This is a genomic window from Mycobacterium sp. JS623 (assembly GCF_000328565.1).
Lineage (GTDB): Bacteria > Actinomycetota > Actinomycetes > Mycobacteriales > Mycobacteriaceae > Mycobacterium.
In genome coordinates, this window is the sequence record NC_019966.1 from 3,951,043 (window position 1) to 3,975,630 (window position 24,588).

Sequence of the window (24,588 nt, forward strand, 5' to 3'; positions counted from 1 at the left end):
GCCCGCCACCCGGGAGGGCGAGTGGCGGGCCGAAAGTCCGATAGGTGTCAGGGTTGTGCGACGAGGACGGGGACCTGGCGGTTGAGGATCGGCTTCTTGCCGCCGGTGTTGACACCGCCGACGGTGCCCGCGTTGCCGGCGCGCTGCGGCGCCGTGGTGATCACGATCTTGCCGCCGCGGCAGCTGACGATCTTGCCGTCGACGAACACGTCCTGGCCGTCGTCGATCGGGATGTCGTAGCCGTCGGCGTCGGTGTAGGTGCACCCGCCGGAGTCGGGGGTCGGGTTGTTGTCGACGGCGAAGGCGGTCGCCGGGGCGACGGCGAGGATGCCGAAGGCGCCGAGGACCGTCACTGCGTACTTGAGGCCGGTCAGCTTGCGGGGGGTGGAAGTGGTCATCGTTGATTCCTCTCGGGATGTTTGGCGTGGGTGCTTGTTGTTGTTGAGAGAAATACTGCTGGTCAGCGGCCCCCCGCGTAATCGCCCACAAGCCAGAATCCACTGCCGAGAGGGGAAGACTTTCCTATCCGCGGGGTAAGGCGCTAGTTCGACCCGCGGCGTCAAGAATCCGCCAAGCGCGGCCTACGGGGGTCCGGACAGATTTCCCCGTCGGATGTCCTCGCGGCACTCGAGGCGTGTTTGTCCGGTCTGCTGGATACAAACCTCGACCTGTTGTTCAATGCCCGCCGGGTAGACCGGATCGGTTGGCGCCTTGCTGACGGTCGGCGTCGGGACCACACCGGAGACCACCGACCACATGGTGTCCCCCGTCGACGGCAGACGCGCGCAGTACGCCTTCTGGCCGGTCTCGGTGACGCCGGCCGCCCCGAGCACTGCGCAGTCGGCGCCGACAAGCACCACGGGGACCGCTGGGGCCATCGGACTTGGGGACGGGGCGGCGTGGTTTTGGTGACGGCCGGTGAGGACGGCGGCTGCGACGGCGCCGACGATCACGAGCGCGGCCACGATCGCGGAAGCGATCACCAGCCACCGCTTGCGACTCTTCGATTCGGTTTTGTTGCGAAGGCGCGCGACGGCGACGGCGTCCAACGTCGCGTCGTTGGCTCCGACACCGTCGATCGCGACGTCAAGGTGCCGGGCAAGCGCATTGGCGAAATCCATGCACGTGTCGTAGCGGTCGTCGGGTGACTTGGCGAGAGCCTTGGACAGCACTCGGCCCAGGCCGGAAAGCTCGGGCTTGCGTTCGGCGATCTCAGGCGGCGGCGCAGAAACATGCTGACTGATCACGACGGCGGGATTGGGATCCAGGTACAGGTGCGTTCCGGTCAACAGTTCGAAAGCTGTTGCAGCAAGCGAGTATTGGTCGGCGCGGCCGTCGAGTGTCAGACCCAGCAGCTGTTCGGGCGCCGCGTAGGCGACGGTGCCGACCGCCATGTTCGTCTGCGTCAGTGAGCTGGAGTCGTCGACCCGCCGCGCGATGCCGAAATCGGCGAGCATTGCTCGCCAGCCGCCGGAATCCAACTCGGCGAGAAGGATGTTGGCGGGCTTGACGTCGCGATGAAGCAACTGGCGTTGGTGGGCGTAGTCGAGTGCGTCGGCGACCGCGGCGATGATCCGCACGACTTCGTCGGGCGGCATGCCCTTGCGGTATCGCTCCTGCGACAAGCGGCCGGCATCGGTGCCCTCGACGTAGGCCATCGAGATCCACAACTGGCCGTCGTACTCGCCGCGGTCATAAATGGCGACGATGTTCGGGTGCGACAGGGTGGCGGCGTTCTGGGCTTCGCGGTTGAAGCGTTCGCGATACGTCGGATCATCCGATACCTGTTGTGCGAGGACCTTCAGGGCGTCGCGGCGCGGCAACCGCGGATGCTCAGCAAGATAGACCTCGCCCATCGCGCCTGAACCCAGCTGTTCCAGAATCGTGTACCCGGCGAATGTCTGGCCGGCTACTAACGACATATCGGGATCCTATCGATGTTGGTTCCTGCTTAACGGTCGCTCGTCGGTAACGCTCCTATCTCAAAAAGCGACGTTCCTTGCGTGCCGCTGGCCCCAAGTGGGTAAGCAGCGATAGGACGGACTCAATATGACCATGCTTGCGAGAATCACGTTGCTGGTGGCGGCGATAGTCGGCGCACTCCTTGGTGCGCCGGGCGCCGCCGCGACCCCCGAGAGCGACTTCTGCCGAAGCATGGTCGGCGTGGGATTCACCGGGGATTGCGCCCCACTCACCGCCCTGGCCCGAGACGCATGTGCGCAAAAAGCACGCGGCGTCGATCTGGAGACGGTCGCGCAGAAGTTGGACCTCGCGACCAAGAACGAGAACCTGTCGAACTACATCATTGCCGGTGCCCAGATCTACTTCTGCCCGGAACGCGCTGCCACGACCTGACGCGGGCTTGGCTATGGATGAAGCGCCGGTTTCGGCCGCAACCGCGTCAATGTGAGACTGTTTCCGCGATGCGACTGAAAGGGATCTATATGTCGGGCTCGAGTCTTTTCGCCGCTCTGAAGGCAGCCGGGATCGCCTTGATATTGGGCTGGGTGCTGGGTACGGGTACTGCGCTGGCGGATCCGGCTCCTGGTGATCCGGGGGTCGCGGGGCCCGCGGCGGGGCAGGACCCGACACCGTTCACCGGCGAGGCGCCATTCGGGCCGCCGCGTTTTGTCCCTGCCAACGGCGCGACTGTGGGTGTGGCGCAACCGATCATCATCAACTTCCCTGGGCTCGTCGATGACTCCGCAGCAGCCGAAAGCGCTGTGCACGTCTCTTCGGTCCCGCCCGTTCCCGGCAAGTTCTACTGGATGTCGCCCACCCAGCTGCGCTGGCGCCCGCTGACCTTCTGGCCCGCGCATACCGCGGTGACCGTCGACGCGGGTGGCACGGTGTCCGGCTTCCAGACAGGAGATGCATTGGTCGCCACGGCCGATGACGCCACGCACCAGTTGACCGTTACCCGAAATGGCAACGTGGAGAAGACAATTCCAATGTCGATGGGGATGTCTGCCGGCGGCCACCAAACCCCGAACGGCACATACTACGTCCAAGAGAAGATGCCCTCGGTAGTGATGGACTCCTCGACCTACGGCGTTCCGGTCAACTCGACGTACGGATACAAGACGACGGTGGAACTGGCCGTTCGGTTCGACGACAGCGGCGACTTCGTCCACAGTGCCCCCTGGTCAGTGGATGACCAGGGCAAGCGCGACGTCAGCCATGGCTGTATCAACATCAGCCCGGCCAATGCCAAGTGGTTCTTCGACAACTTCGGCGCCGGTGACCCCATCGTGGTGAAGAACTCAAGCGGCGGTACCTACTCGCGCCACGATGGCTCGAACGACTGGCAGTTGTAGCTTCGCGTGGGGCGGGCGGGGCTCGAACCCGCGACCAACGGATTCGGTTTGGCCGATCTCACCGAATCGCCTGAGATCCCGTTAATTCCTAGTGCCACAATGGATTCGGCGTGCCTCCGTTCTCAACGAATAAGTGCTGATTCCGGTCGAATCCCGGTCATACAGGGTGAAAAAGGGATGACGAAAATGCCCCCGGTTAGACCACATATTTTGGACGGCGCGGGTTGTAAACGATGGCGGGGGCCCAACGAGGCTCTGCGCACTGGATACCAACAGTAGTACTCGTCGAAGATCGCAGGGCCGGAGATAAAGAAGGTGCGCTTAGAGGCGCGGCTGCCAGACCTGACGACAACCTTCGAGCGCTGGGCGCTGGTCGACACCGAACGCAAGGATGCCGACCTCGAAGAACGGGAGCTGGCTGCACGCCTACGGCCCCTCCTGGCTGAAATGGCCGACCGACCGAGCACATAGCCGGCGCGAGGAACGGGCTGCAGCGGTCGAGTGGCTGGAATGGTGCAGGCACTACATGGCCATGCGCGAACCGTTCACACGGCCCATCCGGCAACCCACGATCAAGCCGACCGGATACTCAGAAGTGCAAGAATTCAGGACCCGGGCTCAGATTCGGCTTGGGCTGTACGTGACGCTGCTGCACCAGCACGGGGAAGCACCAGATGCGATGATCGACCGCTCGGCTCGCACCTTCGGCGGCCGAGTTCCCATCTTTGCCAGGAGCCACGAGCGCAACCACCGAACGCCCGCTGGAGACAGGATCCCGGTGATTAACAGCACAAGAACGGGATTGCAGCAAACCTTAGACTTCGGATGATATGTCTTAGTCGCCTGGCCAGAGGATCGCCTTAGAGCGTTGTGCAGTTTCAGCAATGTCGAGGATCCACAACAACGTCATTGACGACTCAGTAAATCTTTGTTATACGGGTAATAGCTGGGGGATAGCCAACTGGGGGTAGGGAGTGTCAACGTTTGGCGACGACGGATCAACGCTGTCGGTGGTGATAATTGATGGTCAAGACGTGGTCCATGCAGGGATCGGCGCCTGGTTGACCGGCGCAGTACCGCCAATCAAGGTCGTCGGTAACTACGCCGCTCCAGCGGATTTTATGAAATCTCATCCGTCGGCGACACCTGACGTAGACGTCGTGCTGTTCGCACTTCAATACGAGGGGCGCAGTCCGGATTTCGACGCGCTTCGTACCCTCTGCCGCGCCGGCCATCGAGTCATTGTCTACTCCTCCTTAGTCTCCGACGAAGTGATTCTTACAAGCCTTGATGCTGGAGCGGTAACCTATGTGGCGAAATCTGAGCGCGCGAATCACTTATGCGAAGCTATCTACTCCGCACGCTCCGACACGCCATATATACCGCCCCGCACGGCGAAGGCGCTCCTGAATGACAAGACGAAGGGCAGGCCCAACCTCACGCAACGGGAACGCGACATACTTATTGCGTGGTTCCGAACGGAGAGCAAGGAAGCGGTAGCTAAGCAGTTTTTTATCGAACCGTCCACAGTTGCGAGCCACCTGCAGCGGATCAGAGCGAAGTATGCAGCGATCGGCCGGCCAGCGCCAACGAAAGGGGCGCTCATTGCACGCGCCATACAAGATGGCGCCCTGGCCGCGGAGGACATTTAAAGACTGTAAAGTCCGGCAATCGGTCTGTTTGATTGTTCTAGATGCTCCGAACTGTCCTGGCGAATGCGAGTGATATACAAGGTCGGTTCACTCACGTTCTGAGGCACGCTTTCGCTCCTTCACGAACCCCATCCCGCAGAGCTGAATTATTCGCCGGGGTCTGGGCCGATGGGTAATTTGTGGTGATGCTCCATGCGAACCAGGCGACGCCTGAGGCTCCCATACTGCAGAAGCCTCGGGCCTGCGCAGCCATGTCGGAAGGGCTGGGCGCGTCAGTTATTGCGCCATTTTTGGCTCTTCGACCACCGAACGCTTGAGCAACGCCCAGTAAGGGCTGGCGACTTTGATCCCAACCGTTGTCCGAGAGGCTTGCCTTAATCTTGGGAAGTAGTCCAGTCATCGCCCAGTCAACACCGCTCAGCGGAAGATCGGTTTCGTTTCTAGAATCGGCATAGACGTAGGGTGCCACCACATCGCATGCGGTAGCACTGAAATTTTCCGCTCGGCCCGGGTTCCAGGAGTCAGTACCATCTGGGCCTAGGCCTGCACTAAAGCCACAGATAGTCGGGCGATCAACCGGAATCAAGGGTTTTAACTCATTGAGGACGGGCTTCAGACTGCCGTAGTCCCAGTCAGGAGTGTCGTCAAGAATCCAGTACCCAGCCACTAATGGATTGGTTCGATCTCTTCGTGCAATCGCTTCCACATCATCGCGCAACTGCGACTTCGAGTATTCGACATCGGACGAGCAGTAGCTCTCAGCCGGAGATCCCGCTGGTTTCGGTGCGACCGTCGCAGTCCTAGAACATTCATACTGCGACACATGGTCAGATACTTCGGCACTTATTACGCGGATATTTGCCTGCAGGAGGGCTTGGCCTTGCGGGCTAGATGCTTCCGGGGGCGGCCCATAGAGCAGTGCGTAATTCACGCCGACCTCTGAGGCGGAATGGACAAGATCCGAGGTGGTCAGACCCCATCCTCCAATGAATAATGGCCCAAAGGGCAGACTTGGCACGCCCTTTGCCTGCGGAGTAGCACATGCAGTGCAGACAAGCATAGCTACGCCCAGGACCGCCAACATGGCGCGTCGAATCGACGCCGGCTGGTCTGCTGAGGTTGGCATGGACGAGTGCATATATCGAGCTGTTCTTCCGCGTACTGCTGTTTGTTGGCCTTCTATTAGTGTCTCGCACGACAAATAGACTTTTAGATGCTCGGGACCACTGAGACTATGTCGGCGAGTCAAGTGCCATCCCATAATCATCGATACTTAACGTACCAACACGTGCCAATTGCAATCCGAAGCTCAACCGGGTCGCACCGTCCGGGATAGGCGGAGTTTGCCAGGAAAATTGTGTCCAGTCCTGACTTGGATCGGCTTGGGGCGATTCAGTCCAAAATTTCCACCGCCCCTGTGAATTTCGGAAAAAAACGACAAATTTGGTTTCCGCCGTCGACTTATACCAAGCGCTCATCGTGTAGGTCTGACCAGGTTTCACCGCAGGAGAACACGCACCGCTGTCTTCCTCAACGATCAGCTTTTGATCACCCGATTCCCATGAGCCCATTGTGACCTGCTCGGCCCAACCACCCGAATGAGCCGACTCTACTCGGCTCCATGTGCTGGTATTATCGCCATACCCAGAACGCTGCCAACACTGAGCCCTGATGTTGGGGTCACCGTTAGGATCCGGGATTTCCAAGGACGAGTTAACCAATTGCCCATCCGGACGCTGATCGACTGGTCCGGCAACTACACCCTTTGCGGGTCCCCCAATTACCTGATCGATGGTCGCAACGGTAATGCCGTTCGCCGCCTGCGACTCGAGCCATTCCAAAAGCGCATCGAAGTCTGACGTTGAAATAGCCATACTTGAGCATCCGTCGCACACGTCATGGAAGACAACTGGCAGCCACCCCCCGCCATGATTACGTGCATCAATTATCTCGCGTTCAATTGACGCAAGTTTTGTCGTATTTATAACTGGGGTGCTCGTCCGAATCGAATAGGGGTTCGCTGGAGGCACCGTCTCTGCGAAATCGCATGTGTCGCACGCGCCGCCGCGGAATAGACCACTCTCCGAACGCGCGCTATTGTATCCACAGTCTTTAACGATTTGCTCTGTCCTTAAATCTGAGACAGCGTAGGGATACGCGAATGATCGAACATTTAATCCTTCGCTATTGAGCGCGACACGATCGTCGCAAATCTGGCGTGCTTGCTCGGCAGGGTCGAGAACGGGTAGGTGGAGGTGGTTCACGGTGTGCCCACCTATTTCGTGGCCAGCGTCTTGAATAGCCTTGATCTGATCCAGCGTCAAACGACCCTCGCTGCCAATGAATCCGCTGGGGATAAAAAAGGTGCCGTGCATTGAATGCCTAGCCAATAGTTCTTTCGCATTCATCTGCGAAACGAAGGCATCGTCGAACGTCAAACTTACCACCGTTGAACCGTTCTTGAGGGCGCCGGGCGCACGTCCTGGATCGGGCTTTTCACTATGCACCGAGAAGACGGTTACTGCGCCAAGCGTGCACGCCAGCAGTAGCGCAATAGAATATGTCAGGAGCATTCGTGGCCGGCTTGAAAACAGGTGCGTTCGCAGTGCGCTCCCGAACTTAGGAAGGCTGCCGCCCCCCTTACGAGTTCTGCGATGTTTTCTCATTTCAGCTTCACGCACTTCCGCTCGAGTTTCTCTTTAATAGTGGTTTGATCCGTAGCCATCCGACATAGCCAATGGTGGGGAACACCACGATAAGCACTAGCGCGACGCCGGTGAACTTCCAGATGGGCAGCGGCGGCGGCAGCAGCGTCATGCCATAGTCGTCTATCGTGAGTGTTCCCGTGCTGGCGATCTGCAGGCCGAAACTTAGCCTTTTGGCGTCGGCTGGGATGGGCGGAGGTTGCCAAGAAGACTGTATCCATTCAGCCGAGGGCGGCATCTCAGGCGACTGTGTCCAGAACACCCAGCGGCCCTGCGCATCCCGATAGTAAACGACAAACCGGACTGGTGCCGTCGAGGTGTACCAGGCGCTCAAGCTGTACGACTGGCCCTGCTTTACCTCTGGCGAACAAGAGCCCGTGTCCTGCTGGACGACCAGCTTCTGATCTCCCGAGGCGATGGACCCTATAGAGACCTGTTCGGCCCATCCTCCTGAGTGCGCCGACTCGACCCTGGCCCAGGTGCTGGAGTTTGTCCCATAACCAGCTCGCTGCCAGCACTCGCTTTCGTCCTCTGCTGACGCCTGATGTGTATCGGTAGGGGAGGTAGCCACTTCTAGGGAAGCATTGATCAACTGTCCATCGGGGCGCTTCGGGTTAACGGGCCCAGTTACTAGGTTCTGCACGTCACCATTTACTACTTGCTGAACGGTGGCGACAGTGACGCCGTTTCCCGACTCGGACTGGATCCAGTCCAGCAGCACGGCAAAGTCCTTCACTGAGATTGCGAGATTTGAACATCGATCGCAAACCTCATGAAAGACGATAGGTACCCAGCCTCCGCCATGCATGCGCGCATCGGTGATTTGTCGTTCGATCGCTGCGACTCTTGTTGGGGGTATGACGGGCGTAGCGGTCCGAACGGAATACCGGTCTGCAGGAGGCATCGTTTCGGCGAAGGCACAATCACTACCACTGCATTCGTCCGCTGTAAACAGCCCGTCTTCGGATCGCGCACTGTTATACCCACATCTCGCTACGATCTGCTTTGTAATCGCATCCAGTGCTGCGAACGGGTACGCGAATGACGTTATTTTCAGGCCATCACGACTCAACGCAACGCGGTCATCACAGACCTGTCGCGCTTGTTCCGCAGGCTGTAACGCGGGTAAATGCAGGTGGTTAACGGTATGTCCGCCAATCTCATTGCCGGCATCCTGGATTGCCTTAATCTGGTCGAGGGTCATTCGCCCCGGGACTCCAACGAATCCGCTTGGGATGTAGAAGGTCCCGTTCATGTGGTGTGTAGCCATAATTGTTTCCGCGAGTGCCTGCGATGCATACCCGTCATCGAAGGTCAGAGACACAACGGTGGCACCGCTCCGACCAGGTGGAGGGCTGGCCGCGGCTACAAAAGAGCCGCCCAGTTGGCCGGAGAGTATGAGAATGAGTGCTCCAAAGATTACTGCGGTCCATGCGTCAGGTCGCGTCCGCTGGCGTGAGTTGATACCCTCAGCGTGCATTCCCCGACACCCGCGATTGCGGATATACCTCACAGCGTCCTCTCCTGATAGACGGGTTGGCTGGCGGCGTAATTCATCTCGCGAATTGGCGCTTCTCCGTGGGTGGAATGTCCTTCGTACAGGCCGTGACATTGCGGCTGATTTTCACCAGCTTTCTCGAGCCCTCCACGGATCAACCGCAGCCCAGCGCGCGGCAGGACCACTCCGCCAGCGGCACATTGTTCGGAGGAAATCAGACGCGAATCGATCTCGCGCGTGCGCCAGCGATTATCGAAGAGCTTTCCCAGCGCGACGTAGCGAATCGGTATCAATAGGAATGCGTTGAGGATGATTGCGCCGGGCGTCCCAACGATCCAGCACCGCAGCTTGTCGTTCATTGCCAGTCTTGGGCGGCCGATGAGATAGAGCGCGGAGCCAGCGTATCGAACGATCAGGTAGGCGCCGATGTATGCGACTAGCACGCGACCATTTCCCGAGTAACGGCTACCTAAGGAGATAGCGGTCTGAAAAATGATATATCCAGTCATAGCGGGCGTGATGATGAGCTGTGTAAGGCCGTAAAGCGGGCTTAACAGTTTTTTTATCGTCAAGTGGCGAAAGACGTATGGCAGCATCCACCACCAGGACCTGGCCCACCGAAGCCGCTGGCGATAAGTTCCACGAAACGTCGAAGGCATATCAGTTTCAACGCCGGCTTCGGCGACAGCGACTACCTCTCCGCGACGGAGGGCACGCAACGCCAGCCACCGGTCATCGCCGGTCCCACACTCCACCGCGTAAGCATCGAGATGGTCATACAGGAGTTCGCTCCTATACAGAGCGAGCGCACCGGAGGTGGTCTCAAGTGCGCCAAGCATCGAGCGAGATGCGCGCATTATTACGCATGATGTCCCGATATCGATATCCGCGGCAAGAGTTACCCAATTGGATTTGTAGTTGCGGATATAGATCATGCCGGTCGCCGCCTGAATACGCGGATCTGACATCGCACGGAGGAGGTGTTCGCAGGCATCCGGATACGGTTCAGAGTCCGAGTCGACGGTCAGTATGAACTGGTAATCGTCACGAGTGAATCTTCGCAACACATTAACCTGTGCACCACGTTTGCCGATGTTCTCCTGCCGTAGCCAGGTTACCCTTGGGTGGTCCACTGTCGCGGCGACCGGTATGTATGAACCGTCGTCAATCACGACGATGTCGACTGGGATTGTTTGCGCCAGTAGCGCTTTCACGGTCGCGTGCAGGCCAGCAGGATCCTCGTTGTAGCTCGGCACGATGCAGAGCACACGACCGGGAGCGATCGGCTTTGAGGTATACCTGCGCCCAACGACAAATGCGACTAGGCACACTGACATTACCGTTGCGCCAACATACCAATAGGCAAGGAGTATCAGGTCGTTCGTTTGATGATGCACAAGCACCGTCACAGACACCAACACGCCAATCGCGATTGCTGACACAACTGCGCGGATTAGCTGCCTAGTCATCAGACATCCAGCCGCGCCATATCGCTAGCAGTCGAAAACACGGCACCCCTAACACCACAACGGAGAAGCCGGTGCCAATGATCCAATCGAGTAGCCCAGTCCCGCCGAGTTGGGAAGCGGCCACCATAGAGGTGTGTCCCATCAAATTCTTCCTCTATTAGGGTCTTGATTGTGGTCAACCGAGGCGGCGGCCGATCAAGTCGCCTATTCGGTAAGTTGTGTCGAGGACCGAGGCACGGCCAATTAACCACTCGTAGTCCTCCGTTGCATGCAAGGTATGGATAACAACCAGGTCCCATTCCATCGCTTCCGGGTTCCGCTCGCTCGAAAGGCATCCGGCGTATGGGGTTTCCAAGTAGTCAATGAGAGGATCGGAGTAGGCAACGCGAGCACCGGCCGAAGCGAGCTGGTCGAGGATCTCCAGGGCAGGCGATTCCCGTGTGTCAGCCACACCTGGTTTGTAAGTCACCCCTAGGATCAGCACGCGGGCTCCCCTTGTTCTACATCCGGATTCGCCAAGCATCCTTCGTGCCTGTGCAACGACCTCACGAGGTCTAGTCACGATTGCGGTCATGGCCGTCTGCATAAGCGGGGAACTTATTCGCCGAGCACGCAGCTGCCACAGCAGATAGTGGGGATCGCATGGAATGCAATGCCCACCAGCACCCGCGCCCGGATAGAACGGCATGAATCCATATGGCTTCGTGGCCGCAGCACGGATGACTTCCACGATGTCGACATTCAGTTCTTCGGCTGCGCTGCAGAATTCGTTGGCCATTGCGATATTGACTGCTCGAAAGCTGTTTTCGAGAAGCTTCGTCATCTCGGCAGCTTCCGGGCTCGACACGCGGTGCATTGCGCTCGCTGTGTGGCGCAAGATGTCGACCGCCCGACTGGTACAAGTACTGGTGAGCCCGCCGACGACGCGTGGAGTGGTCTCAGGAGCGTGGGTTGCCACACCTGGGTCGATGCGCTCCGGGCTAAACGCAACGAAGATGTCATCCCCAACCTTGAGACCGCTCGCTTGAAGGGATCTCACAAGGAGGTCGCGAGTGCATCCAACGTAGGTAGTTGAAGTTAAGACAACCGTCTGGCCTGGTCGGGCATTGTTCACGACGCCATCGCACGCGGCCGATAGAGCCGTCAGATCGGGAGTCTGGTGTGCATCTATCGGGGTTGGGACGCATATAACGATGGCGTCAGCGGAGGAGATGGCTGACGGCTCGGTTGTCAATTTGAACTGTTCGCCTCGGAGATGTCGCGCCAAGCGCGCTCTATCACGATCCAGCAAATCCACGCGGCCGGACTTGATGTCGGTCAAGCGCCCTTCACTGACGTCACAACCGATGATCTCGGCGCCCTGGTCCGCGAACGACAGAGCAGTCGGTAGTCCCACATAACCCAAACCAACGACGGCTATCCGCTGATTGCGGAGGCCGCCCCCGACCGGCTGCGCCATCGCCTGGCTCGAGGTTCGTTCGAGAGACTCATTCGTCAACGCGGGCACTCCGTTCCCACAACCCAGATGGGACCCGCGTCGGTCATTGAAAAGACCATCCATCGAGCCGCCACCCTGTTGCCATGCGCGCTAACAGCCGCGGGCAGGAACTGGGCTATCACGTCTGCGTCGACCGTGATCCGGTTTCCGACGATGTTGGTTTGCCATCCCGCCCGCTCCAGAGCGGTGGACGCGAAGCCGATAGCCGACAAGCCAGAAACTACTTTAGCCACGCGTTCGGCCGTGGGCAGATTCTGCTCAATTTCGGCAGCCTGGACATCCTTGCACGCGATGACTGCAGCCCCCGGATGCACGATCGCGCCATCACGGCCCGATCCATCTTTATCCGCGACGACGCGTGCCTTAACAGTTTCAATGGTCATGGTTAATAAGCCTTTACTGCTAGAAAATTACAAATTGAATACTGCATGCCAGGTTCGCTGTGACGCCGATCCTAAAGACGCAGAAAAGAATTAACTTAAGCGGTGTTAGCCATAATTTGGCTTTGTCCGAATATGGGCTGATTTGCCTAGGCCGAGTAAGAGCTACCCCGGTCATAGTCGCCAAATCTCGTTGGTGCTAGAACTCCGCCATCAGCCTCTGAAGTGCTGAACCGGAGATCTTCTCGGCGCTGATGTGCGCGGGCCGCCAACTTTAGCGGCAAAGCATGCACCTTGCGAACATCGCCATTCATCTCCGACACGCTGCCGTGACCTCGGTCGCCCGACCGATCGCGGATAGGAGGCGATCTGAACAAACCGCTAAAGGCTCTAGGGTGCGTGAAGGTATTTACCACACGCGGTCGCCTGTTTCGCGGGATGGACCGTGCAAGTCCTTCCGACACGAAATAGCTCGATTTCCACCTGCCCCGCATTTGCTCTAGGCGCATACGGCAACTCAACACGAAGGCTCCCCCTCCGAATAATAACTGTTTTCCCCACCGGCTTCCCCCCGGCTACACAAAGCTACCTTGAAGGGGGCTCCGCTTGCCATCGAGTAGCCAGAATTCATCCGTTCGGATGAATTGCTTCTAGTCTGACTCAGACCTTCACATGTAGTGCGACACGCATCAGGAGCCCCAGACCATAGAGGAACGAGTCCTATGTCGGATGACATCTCGGGCTCTGCGCGAGGACCGCGCGGCGCGATCGCTCGCAATTGGTGCGGCCATCGCGAAATCTGCATGCAAACGTTCCCGAAGCGGTGTAGGCCGAGCTCGTCTCGAAGCCCATCAGCACGCCGCCGTCCCGGTCAAGAATGCAGTCGAACTACTTGACGGAGGTGCACCAGTTCACCGGAACGACCGAACTCACGGCGCGCCGCGCCTTCGCGGTCTTCAGTGCGCCGGTCACTCGGTCAGCAACGTCCGCATGACCCAAGATCGCTACATGAGCCGCGGCCGCATCCTCACCCAGGTCGCCGACCTGCTGGCCCGCACCGTCCGCGTTAACGATGAAAAACCGATGAGACCAAGAAAGTGATCTTGAAAAATAGCCTCTGAAGTGGGGCGGGCGGGGCTCGAACCCGCGACCAACGGATTACCAGAACGCCGTTCGCAGCAATGCCAATCTGTACGTGTTTTATCCTGTGCCGCAACGGATTTAGTTCAGTGCGCGCTCCGGCACCGGCGTAGCGTTTCCCACGGATTCCCAGTCATTGCCGGTGAATAATCGGTAACCGCTGGGGACCCTGCACTGCCGCGGTTCGACTACTCGGCTGGCGCGTGCATCCGAACTCGACCGTTGGTGTGTAAATGCCTGCCGGCCCGTATTTTGCGTTTCACGGGATGCCACAGCGCAACGATATGGCCAGGTCAGACCCTATTCCATGTCCGTACGGTCCGGCGCTTGTCGGGCCGTATCTGCGCGGCTTGGCACACTCTTGGCACAACTGTGGTTTTGGTCGGTTGCCGGGGGTGAGCTCCGGCGACGCGCGTCGCTTCGCGAGAAGTCCGTTCACATATGCCGTGTGCAGGTACCGTACGCGCATGGCCCACATAGCGATAACGCTGGCGGAGCAGCCGGAGCTGAAGGATCAGTCAATTCCGGACGGCGAGATTTGGCCGGAGTTCAACCTTCATGGCGAGACCTATCTCCTGTCGTGGGAGCGCTTGTCCGATGATCTGCCGCAATTCCAGTTCGCGATGTGCGATTCCGAAACCGGGGAGGTCATCGCCGACGCGCACACGGTGCCATGTTGGTGGGACGGCACGCCGGAGGGGTTACCCGCTGGTTTCGACGCCACCATTGCCGACGCCTTGACCCGGCAGGAGACTGGTCAGCCGGTCAACACGCTGTGCGCCATCGCGGCCGAGATTCCGACGGACGGTCGCGGAACTGGCCTCGCGGCCGACATTCTGAAGACTATGGGAACCATCGCGGCGCAGCACGGCTTAACGCAGATGATCGCGCCGGTCCGGCCGACGTGGAAGGACCGTTATCCGATCACGCCGATCGAGCGGTACATGGCTTGGCGCCGCGAGGACGGGTCACTGTTTGATCCATGGCTGCGGCTGCACGAACGCATGGGGGCCCGTATGGGGCCACCCGCGCCGGCCTCATACCGCATCGATGGAACAGTCCCGGAATGGGAATCGTGGCTCAAGATGACGTTTCCCGAGTCGGGCGATTATGTTTTTCCGGGCGGGCTGTCACCTCTTGCAGTGGACCGCGAGGCTGATCACGCCACCTACCTCGAACCCAACGTGTGGATGATCCACGACTTGTCCTCGATACAGACCTACGAATCGGCGTGCTAGCCGTTCATGCCTCGGTGTACGCGCCTGTGTGGTCGTACCTCTTCAGCCACTCCGGACCGCCTTGTTCGGTGTTGAGTCCCTTCTCGATGAGGGCAAGGTTGTGGTACACGTGCACACCGGTGACTGTCGCCTCGGTCATTGAGGGCTGATCGTCGCCGTTTCGAATCTGCTCGGAATGGTGCAGACCGTCGAGCAAGTTCTTGATGAACTCGATCGCCTTGTATTGAGCCGAGGGATCAGTGGCGCCACCCCAGGCCGGCCAGTAGGCAGTCGCGAGGTCTTCCACCACGTAGATGCCACCCGGTTTCACGTGTTGGAATAGGGCATTGAACGAGGCCAGGATGTGGTGGCTCATATGGCTGCCGTCATCGATGATGATGTCGAACGGTCCCAGTTCGCGCCCCAGCGAGTCAAGGAATACCTCGTCGCCTTGGTCCCCTTGCACGACCCGCAGACGGCTCTCTTCAACACCAGTCTTCTCAAAGATGTCTAGTCCGAAGATCAGGCCGCGCCGGAAGTAGTGCTTCCACATGCGCAGCGATTCTCCTCCGGCGTCGATCGCGTCGTAGCCGCCGATTCCGATTTCAAGGACCTTCACCGGTAGCTCCCGGTAGGGCTCAAAGTGCTTCTGGTAATGCGGCGTATACCAGCGCCCGCCCCACTTATCCGAACCAAACCATGCCGCGAGTTCGGACAAATCTTTCGGGCGTTGTGTCATCGCGCCGACGATCGGCCACATCGCGGCGGCGATTGCCGCGGAATATTCCGAGTTCACGTATTCGGTCGCGGAGATTTCGCGAGTGGCGCCGTACGGCCCCATCGGACCGAAGAGTTCACGCAGTAGGTCCACCAGATCCTGACGGATCGTCACAGCAGCGTTGCCGTCCCAACCCTTTTCGGAGGACGGAGCGCCATCGCCGACCGTGAGGAGATAGCCCAGTCGCTCACCGCCGAAGCCCAGATCACACTGAATCACGAACTCATCGCTCGGGCCGTTGAGCAGAGACGCGCGACTGGCCACCTCGGCGAGCAATACCTCGGCCACCGCATCCGGGCCGATCTCCTTTACGCGAGTCGCTGATTCCACGTCGGGCAAATCGGCGGCCAGTAGGACACCTTCGGCAATTTGGGTTCTGGTCGACATCGGTTTCGTGCCCTTCGAGAGAGTTGTTGAAGCCTTCGGCCCTCGAACCGTAGCTGGCACCGGTCGACCACACTCAAAGATTGAACCGACCTGCTGACGCAATGCGATAGCGGTATGTAGGGTACGCCGCGTTTGCCGGCTCTCGGACGGGGTCGAACGAGGCCCGAGGGCTATGGATGCAATGGCACGCAAGCCGCGATCCTCGGCACCCGTCGGCATGGTCGGACGGTGCTTCACTCAGCAATCTGGGTAGTTTTGATCCCCGAGTCAGGAGCCATGCGGCGTTGGATGTGGGGGATCAGTCGGTGTCCGGGCTGCCGGGACAAAGCACTCGGCTTTGGCGTGAACCCCCGCGAGCATGTTGTCGGCGATGCCGAGCACTAGAGAGTCTCAACCAGCTAGACGGCGAGCGCGCCGGAACGATCAGGCGGCGCAACGGATCGCGACCGCTCGCGACTTCTCCATCGGTGCGCCGCCGCGCGCGCAGCGAGCGCGATCAGGGCTGTGGCCAGTCCGACAACCGGAGTGCCTACCACCGAGAACCCGATCAATGAGTTGTACCCAAAGGCGACCGCGCTGGCCAGTAGCACCAGGCGCAACGGTGTCCAGTGCGACCCCAGCAAGCGAAACCGGGTGGACAGCAGGATGCCCAGGGCCAAAGCAACCACGTGCCCGACGGCGGTGAAGTCGAAACCGCCCGCGGATGTCGCGACGAGGACGGCGTTGACCAGCCAAAAACACACCCAGGCCAACCGCCACCACGTAGGTATGGCGGCGGTGAGGGTGCCCAGTACCGCCGCGGCGCCGTAGCTGATCCCGACGTCGCTGGCACCAGCGATCGAAGCCGGTAGCCAGCCCGCTACGATCGCGGTGGCCAGCACGGCGGCGATGATCAGGGTCGCCCCGACATGGCCGACCGTGAACGCGACGACGACACCTTTCCCGCGCCAGAGCAATTCGCCCAGAGCCAGCAGGCATGCCAGCCCCGGCAGCCAGACGTAGACGCGATCGTCGCCAGTGACGAAGGCACTGCCGATCAACGTGCCCACAGGCCCGCGCGCGAGGTTATGCAAATTGGTGCTCAACTGATCGATCACACGGCACTGCGCCTGCGGGCCCAACACCACCAACGCCGCGGCGACGAGTATCAGCATCACCGAGTAGGCCGCGGTCACGCGCACCAACACCAGCCCCGACAACAATCGCGACACAATGGTCGACCATGCCAACGGCCTGTTACCGCCGTAAGTCGTACATGGCAATTCCGCGAAAGATCTTCCAGCGTCCTCAAACGCTAGACAGGCCGCCCAAACCCGTAGACGCCTGGGCCGTCGCGGCTGGTCCTGCAGGCCCAGGAATCTGCGGCAGGTGACAGCGAATCGCTGCAGTTCAACGCGTGCTTCTTATGGTCGGGCTGACAGGTCGGGCTGACAGGATTTTGAACCTGCGACCACTCGACCCCCAGTCGGACATTGGCCGAATTGCAGTGTGTTGCAATGGCTTTCGTAGCACCGCGACCAGCGCAAAAGGGTCTCAAGCCGTCTCCCGCCAACCCACCCGATTCGCACCGCTTGATGCTCCTATTGCTGTTAGAAGTCAAGCGGCGGTGAGCCACTGGCGGTAGTCGTTGACGAGGGTGTCGTTGCGTTGGCATCCGCGTTCCAGCCGCGAGATGGTGATGATCGGAACGCCGAAGTGGGTGGCCACCGTGGCTAGCGTGAGGTTTTTGGCTTGCCGGGCGGGCCGCAGGTCGCCGTAGTCGTCGACTGGAACGGGGCGGGTCAGCAGTCTGAAGACTTCGCGGGCGATGGCCCGTTTAAGGAGACGCAGGATCTCCCTCTTGGTGCGCCCCTTGGCCATCTGACGCTCGACGTAGTCGCGGGTCTGCCGGTGTGCGGACATACGGACCAGTGCGATTCGGTACAGGGCGTTGTTGGCAGCTCGGTCACCACCACGTGACAGCCGGTGGCGGGTGATCTTGCCCGACGAGGCCGGCACCGGGGCCGCCCCGCACAGCGCGGCGAAGGACGACTCGTTGCGGAACCGGTGGGGGTTGGTGCCGGCGGTCACCAGCAGTTGGGCGGCGGTGTCGGTACCGACACCGTAGGCGGCGCGCAGTGCCGGATTGATCTGTCGGACAAGGAGTTCGAGATGGTCGGTCAACTCCTGCTTCTGCTCTTCGAGGAAGGCCGCGCGTTGTGCGAGCGATTTGGCCGCGGTCAACACCGCGATGGTGGTCGGGTCGCGGTGAGCGGCGGGTCGGCACCGGGCCAAGGCGCCGATCAAGGCGGGGGTGCTGTGGTGGCGGTAGCGCTCGCGAAGCTCGGCGGGTCCGGTCACCAGCAGAGCCTTGATCTGGTTGGTCGCCGCGGTGTGCGCCTTGACGGCGCTGCGTCGTGCACTCAACAGAGCTCGCAGCGCCGCGGTGCTGGCGTCTTTGGGCACGGCGATGCCATAACCAGCCAGTGCAGCTCGCGCGGCGGCGTAGGCGTCCAACGGATCGGACTTGCCTTGACGGCGTCGGGCAGCGCGGTCCGGGCGGCTGACCTCGGCGACCTCGACGCCGGCGGCCTGCAGAACCCGGGTCAGTCCCGCGCCGTAACTCGACGTCCCTTCCACGCCGGCGATCGCGATGGCGCCGAAGCTGCGCGCCCATTCCAGCGCGTCATGGTAGCCGGCCGGACTCGTCGGGAACTCATTGTCTGCCAACGTCTTTCCGGAGTCGGTGATGACGGCGAGGTGGACGGTGTCCAGATGGGTGTCTGCGCCGATGACGACGCGCGGTGATGCTGTCACGATGGTGGTGTCCCTTCTGATGGTGATCGCTGACAGATGGCGACACCCGGCGGGGCGTGCAGACAACACATTGATGAGGAACGGCCAGGCTCCTGATTAAGTCATGTCCGCCCTGCCGGGCCCCTCGAGCTGCCAGTCGGCCACCGATGGGACAGATCAACTGATAGACAACCCACTGGGCGCCAGTGACAACGCGAGTCACCACCGATGGCCGACTGGCAGGACCATCATCAGCCCAGCCATTCGAGCTCTAACAGCATCAATGTGACAATGTTGTGACAACGTCCACCCTGAACTGTTTGCGCCCGAAGCTTTTCGTGACCGTTTGCTGAGGCGTTTTGAAGCCGTGCGGACTCTTTGGAGCGAAGGGCTCGGAACCGTTGGCGCCTGCCGCGAGACCGCCCCGTCCCAGCCGCGGACTGCGAAATCGTTGACCTCTTCGTCCCGAACGACCGTGACCTGGTCATATGGAAGCAGTCGGCCATCGGTGAGCATCGACGATTGTCGATGGAAAAGACACTTTGAAGTGCAGCATTCGATGTGCAATTCGTGCATAACCACCAATGATCAATCGGGTAAGGCGTACTTACTTGCGTACCGCAGCCTTCCAGGCCATGACCTAGTCGATGGGAACGAGACGACTTGGGCGGTTGTCACGGTTGACGGCGTTGGGCATCTTAAGTACTAGCAGGTCAATAGGTTGACGACGTTGGCTAGTGGCGAGCGTTGTCGGAACTACTGCGGACGGATTGCCGACGGCACCTCCTTCTGCCCGCCGGAAGAGAGCGGGCGCTGGCGGTGCGAGGCGCGGCTCGGGTCGCGTCGGGGGAACCCCCACCCCTCGCGATTGGGTCGTGCCAGCCAACAGCATCGCGGCCAGAGGTCGGCAAGGTGTTGGCGGGCGATGTTGTTAGTCGCCCTTGGCGCCTTCCTGCAGTTTGACCATCACCTGGTCGAGGTTGAAGCTGGCCGGCTTCTGCCTTGGCGGGAACTCGACGAAGGTCTGCAGCATCTGGGCGACGTAGTCTTGGGCCGGAACGAACAAGAAAATGTGGTCGAAGATCCAGTCCCAGTAGGTGTTCGACGTGACGTCGGCCCGCTCATATGGGTCGGTTCGCAGGTTGAACAGCTTCGGGACGCGTAGTTCGGTGAACGGCTCGTACCAGATCCGCAGGGTGCCTGTGCAGCGTTGCTCGAGGAACACGAGTTTCCAGTTGTCGAACCGCAGTGCCGTGAGATCGCCATCGTCGTTGACGTAGAAGAAGTGTTGGCGCGGGCTCTCGTCGGTCTCGCCGGTGATGTAGGCCAGTTGGTCGTGGCCGTCGAGGTGGACCTTGTAGGTGGTGCCGCTCAGATCCGTTCCAGCGCGCAGCTTCTCGGCGATGTCGGGGACGCCCGCCGCTGATAGCAATGTGACGAACCAGTCGTTGTGGCTGATGATGCCATTGAGCACGGTGCCTGCGGGGATGCGCGCTGGCCAGCGCACCACTGCCGGGACTCGGTATGCGCCCTCCCAGTTTGAGTTCTTCTCGTTGCGGTAGGGCGTCATGGCGCCGTCGGGCCATGAGTTCATGTGCGGACCGTTGTCGGTGGAATACATGACGATCGTGTTGTCGGCGATGCCGAGATCGTCGAGCACGTCAAGCAGGCTGCCCACGACGTCGTCGTGGTCGAGCATCGTGTCGTGATACGGAGACTGCCAGCGCCCGGCGCGACCAATGCTCTCCGGCTTGGTGTGCGTGCGGAAGTGCATGTGCGTGGAGTTGAACCACACAAAGAACGGTGTGCCAGCGTCGTGTTGGTGACGGATGAAGTCCACTGCGGCGTCGCGGAACTCTTCGTCGCAGGTCTCCATCCGCTTCTTGGTCAGCGGGCCGGTGTCCTCGATGCGCTGGGTGCCGTCGGGATTGGCCCAGGTGTGCAGGACACCGCGCGGCCCGTACTTCTCCCGGAAGGCTGGGTCTGTCGGATAGTCGGGTAGCTCGGGTTCCTCTTCGGCGTTGAGGTGATACAGATTGCCGAAGAACTCATCAAAGCCGTGCATCGTGGGCAGGAACTCGTCGCGGTCGCCCAGATGGTTCTTGCCGAACTGCCCGGTCGCATACCCCTGCGCCTTCAGTGCCGTCGCGATGGTCGGGTCCTGCGGCTGCAAGCCCAGTTTGGCGCCGGGCAGACCCACCTTGGTTAGGCCGGTGCGGTACGGGTTCTGGCCGGTGATGAAGGCCGCCCTCCCGGCGGTGCAGCTCTGTTCCCCGTAGTAGTCGGTGAACCGCACGCCCTCCTCGGCGATCCGGTCGATGTTGCGGGTGCGATACCCCATCACCCCGTCGCTGTAGCAGCTCAGGTTGGTCATGCCGATGTCATCGCCCCAGATGATCAGAATGTTCGGTTTATCGCTCACCGCAAGGCCTTTCGCCGCCGAAGTCCGGGAGCGCAATGCGGGCCGGACACGGCCGCCACTAATGCCTAGTCGAGGGCGCCCGCCCTCCGGATGCTAGACCTGTTTGGCAACGCAACGATGAACTTCGACAGCCCGCTCACACGACCGAAATCAAAGGCATCAGGCCGCGCGGCGGATCTATGCAAATGGACCGCGGCACGATGGCTTGCGGTACCGACGCGGCGTGATCGCATGGGTGGCGCGGCCGCTGGCCTACTCGCAGTGGCCAGCTGCTCGCCCGCGAATGGCGCCCGAACACCCCGTCGCCGTCAGGCTATAGCTCGAGCCCGATGTCGTTCGCTCTGTCGAGGTTCAGGCCGCGAGTGCTGGCTGTGCTCGCTACTTTCTCGAGCGTGACCGCGGTGCGCCAGCGCGCGTACTCCAGTCTGCGATGTCGGCGTGCGGTGTCGTGGTCCTGGATAGCGTCGCGGACGCGAGCAGGCAGTGCCGAGTCTGCCGCGGTGGCGGCGACGTGATGGGCGGTCGTCGTCTGCTCGTCGTTGGCGAGGATCGCGCGAAGCAAGGTCCCCGCATGCTGCCGGCTACCGCGCGTCAGTACATGCCGCTCCTCGGTGGTTCCTTTGACCTGGTGTTCTGGCCGGCGCTCGTAGAGGTAGGCGGTGTTGGCGTGGCGACCTCGCGTCATCGCGACGTAGGCCAATGCGCGGCTGGCGCTGTCGCTGAGGATGGCGTGGGTGGTGTCGGCGGTGACGCCTTGGGCCGAGTGCACGGTGACCGCGTATCCGTGGGTGATGTGCTCGCGCACATAGTCACCGTCGAAGACCGCAAGGGTGTTGTCGTCGAGGCGGCGGGCGGCCAGGCGGCTGGTCTCGGTGTTGATGTGGATCACCTGCCAACGCTGCCCGTTGCGCACCGGGCTCTGCTCGGCCGAGCGATCCGCGTCGTTGCGCAGCGGAACCGAGACATCGTTGCGGCGAGTGAGAATGAGATCCCCAACGCCGAGGCGATGCCCGCGCGCCCCGGCAACCGTCGGTGCGTCGGCGGCGATGATGTCGTGGTGCAGACGTTGGTTGAGCGCGTCGGCCATTTCGATGGTGTCACATATCAGCAGCGCGTCTTTGCCGGCGTCGGTGTCGGCTTGGTAGGCGGCCAGCGCGTCGGCGGCCATGGCGATCTGATCCCCGCAGTGCAACCGGTCATGGGTGCGGTACCAGCCGATCGCGCGGCGCACCGAGGCCGGCCCTCCGTTGCGCTGCGCCAGTGAGGAGGCGCGTTCCTCGGCATCGGACATCCGCCAGACCTCGGAGAGGTGCTGGGTCCACGGCAGTTCAGTGCAGAGTTGGGCGAACATGCCGCCGCGCGCCTTGACCGGGGCGAGCTGATGCTGATCGCCCACCAGCACGGTCTTGGCACCGGCTTTCACGGTGGCAGTGAGCAGTTGGCGCAGGTCGGCGGTGCCGACCATCGCGGCTTCGTCGACGATGACCAGCGTGTGCGGGCCGAGGACTAACTGGTTGTCGCGCAACAGCTGCAACGCCTTGGCAATGGTGTAGCCCTGGTCGCCGGCGCCTTCGCGGACCGCGACATCGACGGCCTTACCAGTGGGCGCCAGCACGAACACGGTGCCGTGGAAACGGCGGTGCACCGCCGCGCGCAGGGCGCGCATCGAGGTGGTCTTGCCCGCGCCCGCGGGCGCGGTCAGCGGTTGCACTAACCAGGGTGAGCCTCCGATGTTTTCTACGGCGCGCTTTTGATCCGGCGAGAGGTGCGCGGTGTCTTCGTCTCGGATCTGCAGCAGTGCGCGGTTCTCGCGCGCCTCGACCACATCAAGCACCGCGGCTTCTTCGGCGAGGATGGCGTCGAGGGTGAAGCGCTCATGGCCCTCGCGCTGATGCGCGCCCCGCGGCGCGGTCAACCGCACACTGATCTGGTCGACGGCGGCTTCGACCAGCTCACGCGGGGCGCGCTCAGTGTCAACGGGGACTTGCGCGGCGACGATCTCCACCAGGTCGGCGCGGGTGAACGCGGCCTTGTCGATCGTCTCGGCCGCCGCGGCGATGCGCGCCCGATCAAACGGGGCGCGCGCGGCGGCGCGCCGCGCCGCGCGCGCCGCCTCGAAAGATGCGCGGTCCAGCGCCAGGCCGCGCTCATCGCCGCGCCACTGCGCCACCAACTGCGCCCACGCCAGCTCTTCGGGCTTGGCCGGGCGCGTGGCTTTCTGCGCGGCCGCCAGCTGCGCGGCCGACAACGCGCCACCCTCGACAACCTCGAGGTGGTGGGCGGCCCACTCCCGCAACTGGGTGGAGCGCCGCGACCACGCGGTGATCATCTCGCGGGTCACGCCGGCCAGCTCGGCCATCCCGGTCGACGGATCGACCGGCGCCCACTCGAGCCCGAGAGAACGGTGCAGTTCGCGGCGCAGAGTGGCCTGATAGATCACCCCAGCCGCGCGAGCTTCGTGAAACAACGACGTCGCGTCGATCGACACCATGGCCCCGTCGGCGCGCGCCTGACGGTTCGGGACGATGACGTGGGTGTGCAGGTGCGGGTCCCCGCACCGCGACGTCTCATGCTGATAGGCGATCGCCGTCAAACCGGGCAACCGCACCAAATCCTTCTCACCGGTCTGTGGGTTGTGCACGCGGGTGTAGCCGGCGTGGGCGACCAGGTACTCCATCGCCTCCGATAGCGCGGTGGTGTGGGCGTCGGCGATCGCCTTGGCCACCACGTCATCGGCGCGCAGCGCCCGCACCAACGACACACTCTTGGGAGCGCCGAACATCAGATCGAATCCGTGCACCCCACGATCACCGAACGCCCGACCCCGTAGCCCGTTGGGTGCGATGCCGTCGTCGAGCCAGCGCGCCACCACCTTCGCGTCGGCTTCTCCGCCGGGCCGTTGCAGATCGCTAAGGCCGACCAGGTTTGCGACACTGCGGGTGTCGCCGGCCAGCAGCCACGTCGGGGTGCGAGTTTCGCGCTCCGAGTAGTACTCCCCCAGCCCGCCGGTCGCCCGCACGAGATCACGGCTCGCGGACTCGGCAGTCCGGGCGGTGTCGATGTAGTAGTTGATCGACCACCGCTTGAGCTTGGAGATCGTCAACAAACTGGTCCACCCATGGTCATTGCGGCGCAGCGGAACCGGCTCCGAGGTTGCGGCACGTGCTGTGCCACAACCATTCTCGCACCCTTGTGCAAATGTGCCAGACGGAAATTTGGGCCGGCTCGGGTACGCCCAGGGTGGCCGGTGAGGGGACGTTTCTGTAGACGGATAGCAATGGGGCGTAATGGGACTGGAGACGGCAAGATGGATTGTAGACGAGATAGGTTGGGAGCGAATGGGTTTAGAT

The 24,588-nt window shown here is 61.4% G+C and carries 17 protein-coding genes; 5 read left to right on the top strand and 12 right to left on the bottom strand.

Annotation, left to right across the window (positions count from 1 at the left end; all coding sequences use genetic code 11):
• Positions 1-47: 47 nt before the first annotated feature.
• Positions 48-398, bottom strand: a complete 351-nt coding sequence (locus MYCSM_RS19390) for a hypothetical protein (protein WP_015307859.1) — start codon at positions 396-398, stop codon at positions 48-50.
• A gap of 183 nt (positions 399-581) precedes the next feature.
• Positions 582-1,922, bottom strand: a complete 1,341-nt coding sequence (locus tag MYCSM_RS19395; RefSeq protein ID WP_015307860.1) for a serine/threonine-protein kinase — start codon at positions 1,920-1,922, stop codon at positions 582-584.
• A 127-nt stretch (positions 1,923-2,049) separates the two neighbouring features.
• On the opposite strand from MYCSM_RS19395, the gene MYCSM_RS19400 reads away from it, so the two are divergent.
• The 4 genes from MYCSM_RS19400 to MYCSM_RS19415 all read left to right on the top strand — a co-directional run bounded on the left by MYCSM_RS19400 (position 2,050) and on the right by MYCSM_RS19415 (position 4,969).
• Positions 2,050-2,355, top strand: coding sequence for a DUF732 domain-containing protein (locus MYCSM_RS19400; RefSeq protein ID WP_015307861.1), 306 nt, complete (start codon positions 2,050-2,052; stop codon positions 2,353-2,355).
• A 68-nt stretch (positions 2,356-2,423) separates the two neighbouring features.
• Positions 2,424-3,317, top strand: coding sequence for a L,D-transpeptidase (locus MYCSM_RS19405; protein WP_015307862.1), 894 nt, complete (start codon positions 2,424-2,426; stop codon positions 3,315-3,317).
• Positions 3,318-3,632: 315 nt separating this feature from the next.
• Positions 3,633-3,788: a hypothetical protein gene (locus MYCSM_RS37275; RefSeq protein WP_015307863.1), complete on the top strand. Its 156-nt coding sequence runs from the start codon at positions 3,633-3,635 to the stop codon at positions 3,786-3,788.
• Between the two features lie 503 nt (positions 3,789-4,291).
• Positions 4,292-4,969: a DNA-binding response regulator gene (locus tag MYCSM_RS19415; RefSeq protein ID WP_015307865.1), complete on the top strand. Its 678-nt coding sequence runs from the start codon at positions 4,292-4,294 to the stop codon at positions 4,967-4,969.
• 1,232 nt (positions 4,970-6,201) lie between these two features.
• Here the strand turns inward: MYCSM_RS19415 and MYCSM_RS36100 are convergent.
• The 5 genes from MYCSM_RS36100 to MYCSM_RS19435 all read right to left on the bottom strand — a co-directional run bounded on the left by MYCSM_RS36100 (position 6,202) and on the right by MYCSM_RS19435 (position 12,522).
• Positions 6,202-7,635, bottom strand: a complete 1,434-nt coding sequence (locus tag MYCSM_RS36100; RefSeq protein ID WP_015307867.1) for a polysaccharide deacetylase family protein — start codon at positions 7,633-7,635, stop codon at positions 6,202-6,204.
• Positions 7,636-7,642: 7 nt separating this feature from the next.
• Positions 7,643-9,286 carry a polysaccharide deacetylase family protein gene (locus tag MYCSM_RS36105; RefSeq protein ID WP_335337493.1) on the bottom strand — a complete coding sequence of 548 codons (1,644 nt, stop codon included), beginning with the start codon at positions 9,284-9,286 and terminating at the stop codon, positions 7,643-7,645.
• Positions 9,184-10,641: a glycosyltransferase family 2 protein gene (locus tag MYCSM_RS19425; RefSeq protein ID WP_015307869.1), complete on the bottom strand. Its 1,458-nt coding sequence runs from the start codon at positions 10,639-10,641 to the stop codon at positions 9,184-9,186. Before MYCSM_RS19425 ends, MYCSM_RS36105 begins: the two co-directional genes overlap by 103 nt.
• Positions 10,642-10,816: 175 nt before the next feature.
• Positions 10,817-12,100 carry a nucleotide sugar dehydrogenase gene (locus MYCSM_RS19430; RefSeq protein ID WP_015307871.1) on the bottom strand — a complete coding sequence of 428 codons (1,284 nt, stop codon included), beginning with the start codon at positions 12,098-12,100 and terminating at the stop codon, positions 10,817-10,819.
• A gap of 35 nt (positions 12,101-12,135) precedes the next feature.
• Positions 12,136-12,522, bottom strand: coding sequence for a hypothetical protein (locus MYCSM_RS19435; RefSeq protein ID WP_015307872.1), 387 nt, complete (start codon positions 12,520-12,522; stop codon positions 12,136-12,138).
• Positions 12,523-14,126: 1,604 nt separating this feature from the next.
• Between MYCSM_RS19435 and MYCSM_RS19440 the strand changes: the two genes are divergently transcribed.
• Positions 14,127-14,897, top strand: coding sequence for a hypothetical protein (locus tag MYCSM_RS19440; RefSeq protein ID WP_015307873.1), 771 nt, complete (start codon positions 14,127-14,129; stop codon positions 14,895-14,897).
• Positions 14,898-14,901: 4 nt separating this feature from the next.
• Here MYCSM_RS19440 and MYCSM_RS19445 read toward each other — a convergent pair whose 3' ends face one another.
• From MYCSM_RS19445 to mobF, 5 genes are all read right to left on the bottom strand, one after another.
• Positions 14,902-16,041, bottom strand: coding sequence for a class I SAM-dependent methyltransferase (locus tag MYCSM_RS19445; protein ID WP_015307874.1), 1,140 nt, complete (start codon positions 16,039-16,041; stop codon positions 14,902-14,904).
• A 398-nt stretch (positions 16,042-16,439) separates the two neighbouring features.
• Positions 16,440-17,252, bottom strand: a complete 813-nt coding sequence (locus tag MYCSM_RS19450) for a rhomboid-like protein (protein WP_157681359.1) — start codon at positions 17,250-17,252, stop codon at positions 16,440-16,442.
• Positions 17,253-17,637: 385 nt separating this feature from the next.
• On the bottom strand, positions 17,638-18,837 hold the full coding sequence (locus MYCSM_RS19455; RefSeq protein ID WP_015307876.1) for an IS110 family transposase: 1,200 nt from the start codon (positions 18,835-18,837) through the stop codon (positions 17,638-17,640).
• A gap of 910 nt (positions 18,838-19,747) precedes the next feature.
• Entirely contained in the window at positions 19,748-21,238 is a 1,491-nt protein-coding gene (locus MYCSM_RS19460) for an arylsulfatase (protein ID WP_015307877.1), read from the bottom strand.
• Between the two features lie 313 nt (positions 21,239-21,551).
• Positions 21,552-24,344 carry a MobF family relaxase gene (gene mobF, locus MYCSM_RS19465; protein WP_041312421.1) on the bottom strand — a complete coding sequence of 931 codons (2,793 nt, stop codon included), beginning with the start codon at positions 24,342-24,344 and terminating at the stop codon, positions 21,552-21,554.
• Between the last annotated feature and the right edge of the window lie 244 nt (positions 24,345-24,588).

What these genes read in the sequence shown, in the direction of transcription:
- MYCSM_RS19435 (WP_015307872.1), bottom strand. Translation starts at nt 12,522, where the DNA reads ATGACCATTGAAACTGTTAAGGCACGCGTCGTCGCGGATAAAGATGGA.
- MYCSM_RS19390 (WP_015307859.1), bottom strand. Translation starts at nt 398, where the DNA reads ATGACCACTTCCACCCCCCGCAAGCTGACCGGCCTCAAGTACGCAGTG.
- MYCSM_RS19430 (WP_015307871.1), bottom strand. Translation starts at nt 12,100, where the DNA reads ATGGCGCAGCCGGTCGGGGGCGGCCTCCGCAATCAGCGGATAGCCGTC.
- MYCSM_RS19405 (WP_015307862.1), top strand. Translation starts at nt 2,424, where the DNA reads ATGCGACTGAAAGGGATCTATATGTCGGGCTCGAGTCTTTTCGCCGCT.
- MYCSM_RS36100 (WP_015307867.1), bottom strand. Translation starts at nt 7,635, where the DNA reads ATGAGAAAACATCGCAGAACTCGTAAGGGGGGCGGCAGCCTTCCTAAG.
- MYCSM_RS36105 (WP_335337493.1), bottom strand. Translation starts at nt 9,286, where the DNA reads ATGTCACGGCCTGTACGAAGGACATTCCACCCACGGAGAAGCGCCAAT.
- MYCSM_RS19445 (WP_015307874.1), bottom strand. Translation starts at nt 16,041, where the DNA reads ATGTCGACCAGAACCCAAATTGCCGAAGGTGTCCTACTGGCCGCCGAT.
- MYCSM_RS19395 (WP_015307860.1), bottom strand. Translation starts at nt 1,922, where the DNA reads ATGTCGTTAGTAGCCGGCCAGACATTCGCCGGGTACACGATTCTGGAA.
- MYCSM_RS19440 (WP_015307873.1), top strand. Translation starts at nt 14,127, where the DNA reads ATGGCCCACATAGCGATAACGCTGGCGGAGCAGCCGGAGCTGAAGGAT.
- MYCSM_RS19400 (WP_015307861.1), top strand. Translation starts at nt 2,050, where the DNA reads ATGACCATGCTTGCGAGAATCACGTTGCTGGTGGCGGCGATAGTCGGC.
- MYCSM_RS19425 (WP_015307869.1), bottom strand. Translation starts at nt 10,641, where the DNA reads ATGACTAGGCAGCTAATCCGCGCAGTTGTGTCAGCAATCGCGATTGGC.